The following is a 13,364-nucleotide window of genomic DNA, read 5'->3' on the forward strand; positions in this document are numbered from 1 at the left end:
GCTACCGGTTTGGAGGAATTGAATAGGTCATGGTGGAGTGTGCAACCGGCTCTTCGGCCCCTTCGGAGTAGACGAACACTTCGCCCACACCCATGGTGCGACCGACTTTCAGCATGGTGGCCCGAGCCCAGATGGGCTGATGGGCCACCGGCTTGCGGAGAAAGTTGATGTTCAGGTTGGTGGTTACCGCCAGGGGAACCAGGCCAATCTTGCTCAACAGCGCCGCATAAAGGGTGACGTCCGCCAGCCCCATCATGGCCGGCCCGGAGACAGTTCCCCCGGGCCTGAGGTGCTCCTCATCCACTTCCAGCTTCATCTCTGCCCAACCGTCCCCGAGCTTCTGAAGGGTGCCGTAGGCGGCCCCCTGCGGAAACTGCTCGTCGAGGAAGGCCTGCAGCTCTTCAAACGTAATGATCATGCGCCGATTTCTTCCTTGGCCTGATTACGCAGAACGAACCGCTGGATTTTGCCACTGGGCGTCTTGGGCAGTTCATCAACAAACTCGATTTCCCGGGGGAAGGCGTGGGTGGAGAGTCTGCGACGCACCAGTTCCTGAAGCTCATCTTTCAGGGCCTGTTCATCTCCGACGGCATAATCGCCCTTGATCACCACATAGGCCTTGATAATGGAGCCGCGCTTCTCATCGGGCTTGCCGACAACACCTGACTCCGCCACAGCGGCGTGCTCCAGCAAGGTGCTTTCCACGTCGGCGGGGCCCACGCGGTAGCCGGCGGTGGTGATGATGTCATCGTCCCGGCCGCTGAAGGAGAAGTTGCCGTTGCCGTGATTGATGACCATGTCGCCGGTGAGGTAGTAACCGTTCACAAACGGATCTTTCTCACCCCAGGTGTAACCGTCGAAATGGAAGAGCGGGGAGGCCTTCACGTCGACAGCCAGCTGCCCGACTTCGCCCTCGCCCACAACTTCGTTCTTCTCATTCAGGGCAACCACCTTGTGGCCCGGGGACGCATAGCCCATGGAACCTTCGCGGACCGGATGCGCAAGACCGTGGAAGTTGCAACAGGTCATGCCGGTTTCGGTCTGGCCGTAGTGGTCTTTCACGGGGCAGAAGTGGCGATTGCGAATCCAGTTCACCACTTCCGGGTTCAGAGGTTCACCGGCACTGCTGGCAACCCGCAGGCCCAGGTTTTCGCCTTCCGGCAGAACGTGATCGTTGGCCTTGAGCAGGCGGTAAGCCGTAGGCGCCGCTGCCAGGTTGGTGATCTTGTATTTGCGGATCATGTCGTAGGTGGATTCCGGCGTGAAACCGCCCGGGTTGAAATGGGTCGCGTGGCCCATCAGCAGGGGCCCTACCACCGCGTAGTAAAGACCGTAGGCCCAGCCAGGATCGGCCACGTTCCAGAACTTGTCGCCGTCCTGCAGATCAATGGCATACTTCATGTAGACGTAGAACGCCAGCAGTGCTTTGGCGGGAACCGCGACGCCCTTGGATTTACCGACGGTTCCGGAGGTGAACATCTGAAGGAACGGATCATCGCCCTTGATCATGACTGGCTCAAACTCGCTGGACTGGGCGGCCAGAGTTTGTTCGAAATCGGGAATGTCCGCACCAATCTCACTGGCGTTGACGCCAACAACTGGCGGGCACACCTTGACGTCGTTCAGCTTGGGGTAGTTTTCAGGGTTGGTCACTACCAGCTTGGTACTGGCTCGTTCAAAACGGTATTCGATGGCCCCGGAACCGAAGGCAGTGAACAGTGGCTGATACACGGCGCCGGCACGCAGGGTTCCGGCGATAACGATCAGCAGCTCAGGCGTGCGCGGCAGGAGTGCAGCCACCCGGTCGCCCTTCCCGATGCCTTTGGATTTCAGATAATTGGCAAAACGCGCGGAGGCCTCTTTCAGTTCGGCGAAAGTCAGGGTGCCGTCACCGCCATCCTCGGTTTCGTAGTAAAGGGCAACGCGACTGGGATCATCCGCCCACTTGTCGCAGATTTCGTGACATACGTTGAGCCCGCTATCCAGACGTCCATCCAGGATGTCCGCTTCCAGAGCAGCAGGATCGAAGTTGTTGTAAACGTCGGTATATTCCGGAAGGCTCATTCTCAACTCCTGTTGTTTTTATCATTGAAAGCACGGGTCAAGGTTTAGCACAGGCTTCACTTTACGTAAAGGTAAACTTTAGACCAAAAAGGAAGAAATCTGCGTGGTTTTATGAGGTGGAAAACCAGGCGCGGCGGGCATGCCGCGCCAGGAAAAGAGTTCCCGAACAGCCCCCAGGATTGAGGGGGAGTTTTTCAGGAATGGCGGCTGGACAGGATGTGGTGGAGGGATCCGCACTCAACCATGGGGTCGTCACAGTTGACCACAATGTCGGAGCGGGCGATGACATAACCCTTACCGGTGATGCTGTTCTTGATCACCTGGTATTCACCCTCCTCTTCAACAGAGGTAAATTCTCCGATAAAGCCGGTCTCTCTCAGGGAAACGGTTTCGAGCTTGTCGCCCGGCTTAATGCTGCCTTCGTAGTTCATCAACGCCAGGCGGGCGGAGGTGCCAGTGCCGGTGGTGCTCCGGCAAATCACACCCGGATGCACATAGGTTGCAGACCGGGAGCGGTAATAGCCCTCGGCCACATGCTCCACTGGGCCCATGAAGTGAAGGAACGGCAGTGGCCCGACGTCGCCAAGGGTGTAATGGGAAAAGCCCCGTTCGGCCTGGATGGCCTCAACAATGACATGGGCGGTTTCTGACAGCTTGCGCTCTTCATCCAGGGTCAGATCAAAGCCCAGACTGGACGCATCCACCAGCGCATAAAAACCACCGCTGTAGGCCACGCTGTAGGTAATCTCACCCAACGAGGGCACGTCGATGCTGGCCTTGTAGGTATGAATATAACTGGGCAACCCTTCACAGGTGATGGCTTCCACCACGCCGTCCTGAACGGTCGCCTCGATCTGAACCAGGCCAGCAGGAGATTCCAGGAGAAAGTTCTGTTTGCCTTCCTGCTTCGGCACGATACCTGATTCCAGCACCGCGGTGGCCGTGCAAATGGTGTTGGAGCCGGAGTAAATCGGATAACCCATGACTTCCATGATGATGTAACCGGCTGCCGCTCGGGGATCCGTCGGCGGCACCAGCAAATCCACGGACATTTCGGGCACGCCATATGGCTCTTCCAACAAAAGCCGACGCAGGCCATCGGCATCATCGCGCAGGTATTCCATCTGCGCACGAACCGTATCGCCGGGCAATTGATCAATGCCACCGGTCACGATCCGGCTGACATCACCGCCGGCATGGGTATCCATCAATTGAATGGTTAGCTCGGGTTTCATCAGGCACTCTCCAGTGACCAGGGTTGGCCGTGTTCTTCCCATTGTGAGTCGGGAACGATCACGATCTTGCCGAGATAATTGCTACCCCGGTTCACAAAGTATTCTTCTGCCCGATGCAGATCAGAGAGCCTGAAGGCACCGTGCAGAACCGGTTTCAGCTGCCCTCCCCGGATCCAGGCCATCAACTGTTCGGCCTCCTCCCGGGTGCCGTGGGACACCCCGAAGATCTGTACCTGGTAGAGGTAGATCCGGGTCCACAGAATTTCGCTGATATTGCCGCCGCTGGCGCCAGCAATACTGAGTCGCGGATAGGTGCTGCGGGCGTTCATATCAAAGATCATGGTGTCGATGAAGACATCGGTCATCTCACCGCCGACCAGATCCATCACCGCATCAATGGGTTTGCCGCCGGTTTCCGCTTTCACCCGATCCACGAAGCTGTCCATATCCGAGCGATCCAGCACCGCCTCGGCACCCAGTTCCAGCAGCGCCACCGCCTTGTCCTGTTTGCTGAGGGCATAGGGAATAGCCCCCATGATCCGGCACAGCTGGATCAGCGCGGTGCCAACTCCACCGCTAGCACCCGTGACCAAAACCCGTTCCCCGGCCTTGATATTGGCCGAGGTAAGCATGTGCATGGCAGTCTGATAGGAACACATCCCCATGGACGCCACTTCGGCATCTGAGAATTCGGCATTGGGTATGTGATGAAACTGGTCCGACGGGAGCGCTACATATTCCGCATAGCCGCCGTCGGCGCCGTGACCAAAGTAATCGGGCGTGAGGTTGATGTCCCGCCGATCATTGGCGTAGATGTTGAAATCCAGCAGGCCCCGTTCACCGATTCGGGACTCATCCACTCCTTCGCCAACGGCGGCGACACGCCCGGCGATATCCGCCCCCTGAATCCGGGGAAACGTCAGCGTGGGCTTACCGCCCATCTGAAAGGATGTCATTTCGCCTTTTTTGGTGGGATAAAGCCCTTCCCGCGCCTTGCGATCGGTGTTGTTCTTCGCCGTGGCTGTGACCCGGACAAGCACCTCTCCCGGCCCGGGAGCAGGAACAGACACGTCCTGATACTCCAGTTTATCCACATCACCGTGACCGGTAAGAACCATGGCTTTCATGGTGTTCGGGATCATGGGCTGACGATCCTCCCTGTTTGCTGAATTTCGGGTATTCAAAGAGGATAGGTGAGTTTACCGGGCGTGTCAGTGCGTGTTGCGGGTATCCATTACCAGACTACCTCGCAATCACTTTATAGACTGGTCGCAGCTTGGGAATCTGCTTGAGAACCACCTGAATCACGGTCATCAAAGGCACTGCCAGAAGCACACCCACCGGCCCCCAGAGCCAGCCCCAGAAGAAGATCGAGACGAAGATGATCACCGGATTGATCGCCATACGAAAGCCGTGAATCCAGGGTTCGATAAAGAACCCCACCAGCGTGGTCAGGCCGAGGAACCCCAGCGGCGCAATGGCCATCATCCAGAATTCATCTAGGCTGATGGCAGAGACAATCGTCAACATAGAGATAGAGAGAATAACGCCCAGATAGGGAATAAACCGGGCAAGCCCGGCGACCAACCCCCACACAGCTGGATCCGGCAGCCCGACGGCCCAGCAGATCAGCCCCGTTGTGGTGCCGACGGCCAGATTACTCAGGCCGAGAACGCCCAGGTACTGGGCAATCTGATGCTGGGAATCGTGAGTAATCCGAAGTACGGTTTTTCGCTGATCAATCGGGAGCTGACGGACAAAGTTCTTGATCAGACTATCTCCACTGACCAACAGGAAATAGGTCAATGCCAGTGCCAATGCCAGGCCGGCAATGCCGTTTCGAGCCTTGGTCATCAACTGGCTGCGCCAGGAGTCCGTTTGCAGAACCACCGCCGTTGGCTGTTGCTGTTCTGACTCTGAGAGCTCCTCCACCGACTTTTCAACTTGCTCAGCAGATTCGGTAACCCGGGCGATCTGGCGACTGATTTCACTTTCACCGACCAGCAAGCGCGAGATGCCCTGCGGGACCTCTTCCGCCCACTTCAGCGCCGGAGTTGCCACGGCCAAAGTTATGCCAACGATTCCGGCCAGTACCAACAGGACCAGAACCAGAGAGCTGATCATCCGGGGAATCCGCCACTTAACGTAAGCCTTCTTGACCAGAGGCGAGAGTAGAAGGCTCGTCATCACCGCGAGAATGATGGGCAGGACGATCTGGTGAGCGACGTACAGGGTGTACAGGATGCCCAGGCCAAACAACCCGTAAATTGGCGTGGCGAGATCTGATGAAATCAGCGGGCGCTTGTTCTCGCCAACCGGTTCCTTATCTGTGGATTGGTCGTCCATGGTGAACCCTGTATACCGTGGAAAAAAGCTGGCCTGGTAAATCCAGGCCAGCGTTAAAAACGGTCAGTCTACATTCACCATTGACCGGGCGCACCCAAGAGAGAGTTACGTGAGGTTCACATGAGTCGTATTTCAGCGCGATTAGCTCGCCATCTTTGGCAAAAAGGAGGTATCCACCCAGTACCGCTTGGGGTTCGTGGGGTTGATGTAAACGGGAATTGACTCGCTCTGGATATGGTCGGAGGGATCGAACCAGAGGTTGCCACTCCTGAAGACATGGACATCGGAAGTGACTGGATTTTGCCACTGGCAGACGATCTGATAGGGGCTCTTGCCGTTCATGACGATCATCTGGTTCTTTTCGACACCCTGAAACATACCCTGAACCCGTTGCCCGGTTTTGCGAAGTTTGGAAGCCCCACTGTTCCTGACAGCCGGCACAACAAACATACCGGCTCCAACCATAAAGAAAACGCCGCCCAAACCGCCTACGATCAGGGTTACTCCCCACAGCGAAAAGAATCCATCGATTCTGGCAGACTCAGCATTGCCGGGCATGAACAACACACGAACCGTCTCACCGCGACTATAACTCGGAGGGTTGCTGCCGCTGGATGAGAGGAACTCTGTAAGCCTGCCTTTTTCGTCTTCAAAACGGACGAGAGGATAGTAGGCATTGGAATCACTGGATCGTGATCGAATCAGGTCGGTTACAACACCCGGTTTGGCTGTCGCGGTTTCAAGAAACGTGGAAGTGCTCTGGAAAGAGAAAAAGGCGCCGACAAGCATGCCGACACCCACGAGTGCAAAGATCACCCGCAGCGTATTGAAGGTTTTCATATCAGTTCCTTTGAAGTTTGCTTCCTTATTTCGAAAACACCCTGTTTTCGAACGTCGAAATTATACTTGATTCAACAGGGCTTGGAAGTCATGAGATGAGACGCGGTTCCGCCAATGGGCACAAACTGTCTCTCTGGTAATTCTGTTGCTTCAAGCAAGTTGATAGAATGCTGCTAACACATGGAGTGTTAACCCCATTGCACGGAGCAAGCATGCGTTACCTCGTTTTTTCTTCACTTGTTGTCACTTCTGCCCTTTCCGGATGCAGCCTCTACTACGAATCCCAGGCAAAAGACATGGTTCAGCGCCAGATGGACGCCATGGTTTTTGTCGAAGGTGGGGAGTTTATGATGGGGAATCCTGGGGGGTGGAGTGTTCGTAGCGACACCATCCCGGCTCATCGTGTCATCGTTGATGATTTTTATATTCAGAAATACGAAGTGACACAAGGGGATTTCGAGTTGTTCATGGATGTGACTAACTACAAACACTCGAACAACTCTTATGAAATTCTCAGGGAAAAACATCCAGAACGTTTCCAGCCGAACCTACCAGCGGTGGTGTCGTGGACGGATGCATCGGAGTTTTGCAGGTGGCTAGGGTCTCAAACTGATACGAGTATTCAACTTCCAACCGAGGCGCAGTGGGAATATGCGGCCCGAAGCGGAGGGAAAATGTTGCGCTATGCAACAGAGAACGGAAATGCGGAAGAAGGCATAACCATGGCGCCACGCCCATCTCAGTATCGAGAGCAGAAAAAAACGCTCCCAAAGCCGCCAGGAACCTTCCCGGCGAACCCACTTGGCCTTTACGACATGTCGGGCAATGCCGCTGAATGGGTGAGCGATTATTATCGCGCCGATTACTATGAGCGCTCCCCGATCAATAACCCAGAGGGACCCGAGACTCCAATCATAGAAAGCTGGAGCAACGAGCCATTCCGAGTCCTCCGAGGCGGCGATTTTAGAGATTTCTCTGGCAACACAACCGTCACAAGGCGCAAAGCCATAGAGCGGGTAACAAACGAATCCACTGGCTTTCGTTGTTCCTTCTCAGAAGATTAAACTACTGAAGAAAGCCAATTCTCAACCCTTTCAGATTGCGTCGATTGGAACAATCGACGCGGGAAGAGCTTGTAATAGTTGCTCATTAAATCTTGGAGCGAGCCCTTCCCTGAATCATTCCCAATTCTTTTCAGAACTTCTATGAGTTCTCGATGGCTGCGAATTGTTTCAAAAACTTCAATCATAGCTTTCGTTGCGATGTCACGATGCGGATCTCCTCGACCCAGAATCGGCCCACTATCCCGAACCATTATCGTCAGCAATTGCGCTTTGGCAGACGGAGTCAGTAACCTCAGTCGATTATTTTTCAGCACCCCCTCCGCAACCTTTCGTACCTCTTCATCTGCTCGGTAAAGCGAGCGCCAGAGTTCCAATAAAGTATCTGCTCCCTTCGCAACTAACGCCGAAAAAGCCTCCTCACTGCAAGCAAATATACTCAAGAGGCGAGATAAACTGTCGAAGGCCTCTTCAGAAATCCAGTCTAAAAAGCGAAAATCGCTCTGCTCGAGCGACCACCTAATGAACTTAATCAGCTCCCACACCTGCCCAGCATTCAGCTCAGCAGCAATGCCACCGCTCCCACCGGGGCCAAGAACCAAACTCCCCTTGAAGTAGGCAACGAGCCTGCCTTCAACAAGCTCAATTTTGTAGTCAAAACCTAAACCGATTCCGGATGAAACCGCAATTTCTGGCTTTACCTCAGCCAGCAATTCAAACTCGGAATCCCCTCTTGTTAGGTCATCAGTGGCTTCATCAACTCCCCTATAGACAGCCTTCCACTTAATCCCAAATCTGGCTTCATTACTTACAGTTGCGCCAGCGAAAGCTTCACCATTTGCCTCTCCAGAGATACCAACATTCCCGGGTGCGCTGGATAACTTCGCGTTTGAGGCGAGAGAAAGACAGGCACCCGCAAAGCCCTGAATCCGATACTCTGCATCTGCCCTGAAGTAACCACAATGAACCCGTATCGGATCACCCTCGTGGTTCTCGTACTCAAGAACAATCTTGGCTCCGGTCTCATCAGGAATCCGGGCGGCAAAGGTCGCTTCACCCTGCAGCAGGCTGTATGCGCTCTGCATCTGGGTACCGACGTAAACCTCACCCTTTTGTGGATCGTAGCGAGACTCCAGACTGCACTGAGCCGCAAACCGGAACATCTGGGCTTCGGCACTTGCGGCGAAACGACCATCTTCGGTTGAAGCTTCTTTTTTAAGTAATTCAATTTCCAACTGGTTAAAGAAGTTGTCCTCTTTGCTCTTCCACTCTGCAAACTTCACCTTGAGCGACCGGTCGTTCTTAAGGCCGTTTTTCGCCTCGTCCCAGGCTCGTTCAAAGTCGGAAGCACTCATCACTGCACGAACATCCGAAGTCTTGAGCGCCTTCCAGTTACCGCGCAATTGATTCAGAACCTCCTGGCGGGCGTAGCGATAACCCGCGCCACCGGTATGCTTAAGTTCAACCAGTGGGCGAGACTTCATCGAGCCGGTGTTCGGCTTGGCGAGAACATCGACGGCCGAAGGCGGACTGGTTTCCACCAAACGCCTAAGGGTTTTCTCTATATCTACGATAAGATCCCTTCGTTCCTGCTGTTCGTTACGGTGCTTTTCGACTTCTTCATGGTGGATTACGTTCCAAAGCCGGACGACCCAGGACACTCTCGCTGCATATTCGTTGACGTAATCCATGTAGGGAATCAGCTCATCATCGAGCTCGTTCAGTCGCTTCTTTTTGTCTACCAAAGACTGAAGATCAGCCTCAGCAATGAAATCCGGCCAACGCGTGTATTTCTTCAGCTCCTGGGTTTCATGTTTGAGCCTTTGCACTTGATGGCTATCTGCGTCCTGATCGTTCTGAACCATCCGATACTGAAGCTCAGCCTCCAAAGCCGCCCTGAGGAATCTGAGCCTCTCGTCCATTTCATCCAGATCTTGCTTGCTGGCTTCGGTTATTAGCTCGTGGGCCTCAACCTTTGCCTTCACGCCGGGCAGTGTCGCTTCCAGTTCGGCACAGAGCGTTGTGAAAACTCTTACTGAGAGCAGATCTTTCCTTTCAGTGAGGTTGGCTTGACTCGCGGGCAACAGAATCTGGCTTCGGATCTGGTTGATCTCATATTCAATCCGTTTTTCTCTACGGCGCTGATGCTCGAGTCGTTGTCGCTCTCGTTTCCAGCGGGCCTCGTAGTCATTGAGCAGCTCCTTTGCTGTAGAACTTTGCTCAGTTTCGGGGAGTGCCCCCAACTTTCGAAGGCTGCCCCAAGCCTTTTCGCGCGCAGCAGGTATATCCTCTTCAGGCCCCGCCTCGGCCCTTTTCAACTCAGCCAAAGGCTTGTTGAGAGTCTCAATCTCCCTATACAGATCCTGCAGCTGAGTGCGGCTAAGCGCATAAACCGTGTCCTCCTCACCAGTGACATGAACAAGCGCTTCGCACTCGATCGAGCACTGAGAGCACTCGAGATCATCTTTTGTATCATCGTTAGCCGACTGCGCTGCCGGAAGTACACCCCGATCAGCGGAGTTTTCAGGGACAGTTAGATTCCAGCCAGCCTCTATGTGGTTCACATCCTTGATAATCGGGTTCTCACTTTTGATCGCATCTAACGAGACTTGATATTTCGAAGCAATAGCTGAGAGTGTCTCTCCTGACTGAACTTCATGCTGTGGCATCCTTGCCCTCCAATATGCTCTCCATCGCATTCAAACGGTCCGCCGGCGTCATCTCCGACCTTCTAATCACTTCCTGAACATCTGCCCTAGCAATCGGATCAGAGCCAATGCGGATGCAAAGTCTTAACCAACGCTCCTGTAAAGAAACAGTTTCAAAACCAAGTCTCGAGGCTCTCTGAAGCTGCTCCAAAACCCAGACTCTTCGGTCTCCGGTTTCAGGCAAATAATCCCGATAGACTTGTTCATAGACCATTGCACGATCAGCCGATCTATAGAGCGGCAACACGGAGAGTTCAGACTGAACCAACGAGGGTTGTTCGCGGAGTTCACTCGTTCCGGCTTTATCGGGCGACTGGTATGCTTGCCAATCCGACCCGCTATGCCAGTATATTGTTACTCCGGCACTCACGATCGGTTTTGCTCGCCCTGCAAAAGCTGCCAGTAATGGACGAAAAGACCTTGGATCGTAAAATCGAAACAGTCGCTCATCCGACTTTGCAGGTGCTAGCAACCATCCCTGAGCCCAATTAAAAACACACGTCGAGCTTTCCGGCGAATCAATAACGATTCCAAGCGGCAAGGAGCTCAATCGCTCTTTAATCTTTTTTTGGAACTGGGTGTCTCCATTAAATGCCAGGAGTATAGGCCCCTGATTCCATGAGGCCTGCCATCGGGTATTCTCCAGAAGGCTCCACCACTGGACCGAGCCATGCTGATCAGCTTCGTACAGAAATCTGAGAAAGCGATCATCGACCGCGAGGTCAATGACGGCAAAGTTCGCGCGGGAGGGTTCCTGGGCTAGTAAATCCAGACTATCAAGCGTGCTGATGTAGTTTGCAGCGTCCATTCTCATCAAACTCACAATCGGAAACGACAGGCGCTCCCTGGTTGGCTGATTCCTTCAGCAATGTTGAGTGATCTGCCAAAACCTGCGGAGCACTCTTTCCTGTGTCACGTTGGCCGGTTTCTTCCAGATGCACAGCGCCCGAACGTCCGGCTTGAGCAACAATGCCGGCAGGCAGCTCCGGGGCTTTATCTGCCACCCCACTCCCACTCCCAGGCCCACCACCGGAATTCATACGCACCGAAGGCCCGGAGACCGTTACACCGCTGGGATCCAGCTTCAGAAAGCTGCCACCGGCTTTGAGCGTGAGTTCGGCGCCTGCCTCAATCACGACTTTCATGCCCGCCTTGTGGTGAATCTCGGTGCCAGCTTCAACGAGCTGACTTTTGCCCTGTTTGCTGTGAAGACTGCCACCGATGGAGAGACTGTAATCACTTCCGACCGACTCGCGCTGTTCGCCATCGACCGTGCGGTGCTCGTTGCCTTTCACATGACTGAAATCATGATTCTCCACGGTGCGATGACTGTCGTTCCGAATCACCTCCGTGCGGTTGTTCTCGGTGAGCAGGTCAAGGTCTTTCTGGGCGTGAACGTAAATCTGTTCCTGGTCCGCCTCATCCTCAAACCGCAACTCATTACTTCCCTCGCCTTTGTGGGTTTTGGTTTTCAGGGTGGTGCGGGTTTTGTGCTCCGGCAGCCCATAGGGCGTCGTGTTGGTAATGTGATGGGTTCTGCCGGTGATGATCGGCTGGTCCGGGTCGCCATCCAGGAAGGAAACAATTACTTCGTGACCGATTCGTGGCAAGGCCATGAAACCGTACTGGCCGCCGGCCCAGCCCTGGCTGACTCGGAGCCAGGCACTGCTATGCTCACCATTCTTTGAATAGCGATCCCAGGGGAACCTCACTTTCACCCGACCATATTCGTCGCAGTGGATCTCCTCGCCTTCCGGGCCGGTGACAATCGCGATTTGCGGGCCGTCCATAAGAGGACGGTGGTGCGTCTGCGGTACCCAGATCAAATCGGCAGGTATGGCATTGAACTGGTTGTGGTACGTGGTGGGTTCGCTGCCGCCCTCTTCTTCCAACGCCTGGGGCTGGGAACCAGTATGGGTAACTGCGGTTAGCAGCCATTCCCGGTTCAGGGCGGCGCTGTCATGCTCTTTCAGTTCAACCTTGGCGCCGGCGCTGAAATCAGGGCGATTGCTCTCACCGGATGCTGTACTGGCATCATTGCGCAGGGACTGGAGCCTGGCTTCGGTAAACGGCTGGCCACTGGCGTCGGCCTTGAAGCGGCCGGGGTAATCGTAGTGCTGGTAGTCTTCCCGGTGTTTCAAATCGCCGCTGGCCCGCTCATGCATCAGGGCATAGGCAGGGTTCCGGAAGGTGTAATCCTTCATCGCTACGGAAGCGACCCGCACCCGCTCTTCATACCGGAACCGAAAAACCGAGGGGCGCTTGGTGTTGCCGCCGGCTTTGGCGTTATATTCCGCCGGTTCCAGCTTCGGCGCATCGCCATGATGGTCGGCGATTACAAGCGCCGGCTGCGTGTCCGCGTCCACGCTCCCGTGTTCATAGCGATAGTGCCAGCCCTCTTCGGCGGCGAGGCGCTCAAGAAAGTCCAGGTCACTTTCTCGATGCTGAACACAATATTCCCGCTGCTCCGTCGTGCGCTTCAGGTCGAAAACCGTGTCGATAATGCCGCGTTCTTCAAGCAGAGTTCGCACAATGGTGTCGGAGCCCTGGGTCTGGAACATCCTGCTGTTGTGCATCATCCCAAGGCGCCAGAGCGGCGACTGGATGTTCAGTTCATAGCGGGTACGCCGGTGGCCAGCATCGCCCCGAACGAATTCGTTGACCACACCGGTGAAGCGCCTGAGCGGCTCGCCATCCTGCCAGACCACAAGATCCACCGGTTGTTCAAGAATTTCCGCGGCCTGAATTGACGGATCGGTGCTGGCCAGCTCAAGCCGACCGTAAAAAACCTCGGACAGGCGTTCGGTCAGGGTAAAGCCAACAAGTGAAAAAATATCAGAGGGGAGACCGCCAACACGGACGGTGAACTGCAATCCATTTGCCTGGGGCATGTCTTCAATCCTTTGAAGTCATCAATCCGGATGATTCTGCTACAGAAACTGCACTATCCCTGGCAGCTCTTCCATCGTAGCGGGTGAAACATTAACAGCGTCGTCGTGGTTATTCAACGAAAAGACCGAAGGTTAATCCCTTGCCTATGGAAGACCGGGATTCGAACAACGCCACAGGCGCCCCTTAACTACAAGGTAGCGCCCGTCCGGCGTTTTGAT

General features: G+C 54.8%; 10 protein-coding genes. 1 reads left to right on the top strand and 9 read right to left on the bottom strand.

What is annotated here, in order from left to right:
• Nucleotide 1 precedes the first annotated feature (1 nt).
• The 6 genes from WA411_RS13790 to WA411_RS13815 form a co-directional block, all read right to left on the bottom strand.
• Nucleotides 2-418 (bottom strand): PaaI family thioesterase, encoded by a 417-nt coding sequence (locus WA411_RS13790; protein WP_136631801.1) that lies wholly within the window; start codon nucleotides 416-418, stop codon nucleotides 2-4.
• A complete protein-coding gene (locus WA411_RS13795; RefSeq protein WP_288944621.1) occupies nucleotides 415-2,064 on the bottom strand; it encodes an AMP-binding protein in 1,650 nt (549 codons plus the stop codon). Before WA411_RS13795 ends, WA411_RS13790 begins: the two co-directional genes overlap by 4 nt.
• Nucleotides 2,065-2,258: 194 nt before the next feature.
• Entirely contained in the window at nucleotides 2,259-3,299 is a 1,041-nt protein-coding gene (locus WA411_RS13800) for a proline racemase family protein (RefSeq protein ID WP_291909568.1), read from the bottom strand.
• Nucleotides 3,299-4,441 carry a zinc-binding dehydrogenase gene (locus WA411_RS13805; RefSeq protein ID WP_291909571.1) on the bottom strand — a complete coding sequence of 381 codons (1,143 nt, stop codon included), beginning with the start codon at nucleotides 4,439-4,441 and terminating at the stop codon, nucleotides 3,299-3,301. Before WA411_RS13805 ends, WA411_RS13800 begins: the two co-directional genes overlap by 1 nt.
• Nucleotides 4,442-4,541: 100 nt before the next feature.
• Nucleotides 4,542-5,645 (bottom strand): AI-2E family transporter, encoded by a 1,104-nt coding sequence (locus WA411_RS13810; RefSeq protein WP_291909574.1) that lies wholly within the window; start codon nucleotides 5,643-5,645, stop codon nucleotides 4,542-4,544.
• A 141-nt stretch (nucleotides 5,646-5,786) separates the two neighbouring features.
• Complete coding sequence (locus WA411_RS13815) at nucleotides 5,787-6,485, bottom strand: DUF3592 domain-containing protein (RefSeq protein ID WP_291909577.1); 699 nt, start codon at nucleotides 6,483-6,485, stop codon at nucleotides 5,787-5,789.
• A gap of 212 nt (nucleotides 6,486-6,697) precedes the next feature.
• Between WA411_RS13815 and WA411_RS13820 the strand changes: the two genes are divergently transcribed.
• Nucleotides 6,698-7,549 carry a formylglycine-generating enzyme family protein gene (locus WA411_RS13820; RefSeq protein WP_291909580.1) on the top strand — a complete coding sequence of 284 codons (852 nt, stop codon included), beginning with the start codon at nucleotides 6,698-6,700 and terminating at the stop codon, nucleotides 7,547-7,549.
• On the opposite strand, the gene WA411_RS13825 is transcribed toward WA411_RS13820, so the two are convergent.
• The 3 genes from WA411_RS13825 to WA411_RS13835 are packed head-to-tail and all read right to left on the bottom strand — an operon-like array spanning nucleotide 7,546 to nucleotide 13,145.
• Nucleotides 7,546-10,215: a LysM peptidoglycan-binding domain-containing protein gene (locus tag WA411_RS13825; protein ID WP_291909583.1), complete on the bottom strand. Its 2,670-nt coding sequence runs from the start codon at nucleotides 10,213-10,215 to the stop codon at nucleotides 7,546-7,548. The two genes, WA411_RS13820 and WA411_RS13825, sit on opposite strands and share 4 nt — an antisense overlap.
• On the bottom strand, nucleotides 10,202-11,062 hold the full coding sequence (locus WA411_RS13830; protein WP_291909586.1) for a DUF4123 domain-containing protein: 861 nt from the start codon (nucleotides 11,060-11,062) through the stop codon (nucleotides 10,202-10,204). The genes WA411_RS13825 and WA411_RS13830 overlap by 14 nt, the downstream gene beginning before the upstream one ends.
• On the bottom strand, nucleotides 11,031-13,145 hold the full coding sequence (locus tag WA411_RS13835) for a type VI secretion system Vgr family protein (protein ID WP_291909589.1): 2,115 nt from the start codon (nucleotides 13,143-13,145) through the stop codon (nucleotides 11,031-11,033). Before WA411_RS13835 ends, WA411_RS13830 begins: the two co-directional genes overlap by 32 nt.
• Between the last annotated feature and the right edge of the window lie 219 nt (nucleotides 13,146-13,364).

It is taken from the genome of Marinobacter sp. CH_CUG1437-1, from assembly GCF_037029655.1.
GTDB lineage: Bacteria > Pseudomonadota > Gammaproteobacteria > Pseudomonadales > Oleiphilaceae > Marinobacter > Marinobacter salsuginis.

Excerpts from the sequence above, each read along its gene's own strand:
- WA411_RS13825 (WP_291909583.1), bottom strand. The coding sequence starts at position 10,215 with ATGCCACAGCATGAAGTTCAGTCAGGAGAGACACTCTCAGCTATTGCT.
- WA411_RS13790 (WP_136631801.1), bottom strand. The coding sequence starts at position 418 with ATGATCATTACGTTTGAAGAGCTGCAGGCCTTCCTCGACGAGCAGTTT.
- WA411_RS13835 (WP_291909589.1), bottom strand. The coding sequence starts at position 13,145 with ATGCCCCAGGCAAATGGATTGCAGTTCACCGTCCGTGTTGGCGGTCTC.
- WA411_RS13800 (WP_291909568.1), bottom strand. The coding sequence starts at position 3,299 with ATGAAACCCGAGCTAACCATTCAATTGATGGATACCCATGCCGGCGGT.
- WA411_RS13810 (WP_291909574.1), bottom strand. The coding sequence starts at position 5,645 with ATGGACGACCAATCCACAGATAAGGAACCGGTTGGCGAGAACAAGCGC.
- WA411_RS13795 (WP_288944621.1), bottom strand. The coding sequence starts at position 2,064 with ATGAGCCTTCCGGAATATACCGACGTTTACAACAACTTCGATCCTGCT.
- WA411_RS13830 (WP_291909586.1), bottom strand. The coding sequence starts at position 11,062 with ATGGACGCTGCAAACTACATCAGCACGCTTGATAGTCTGGATTTACTA.
- WA411_RS13815 (WP_291909577.1), bottom strand. The coding sequence starts at position 6,485 with ATGAAAACCTTCAATACGCTGCGGGTGATCTTTGCACTCGTGGGTGTC.
- WA411_RS13805 (WP_291909571.1), bottom strand. The coding sequence starts at position 4,441 with ATGATCCCGAACACCATGAAAGCCATGGTTCTTACCGGTCACGGTGAT.
- WA411_RS13820 (WP_291909580.1), top strand. The coding sequence starts at position 6,698 with ATGCGTTACCTCGTTTTTTCTTCACTTGTTGTCACTTCTGCCCTTTCC.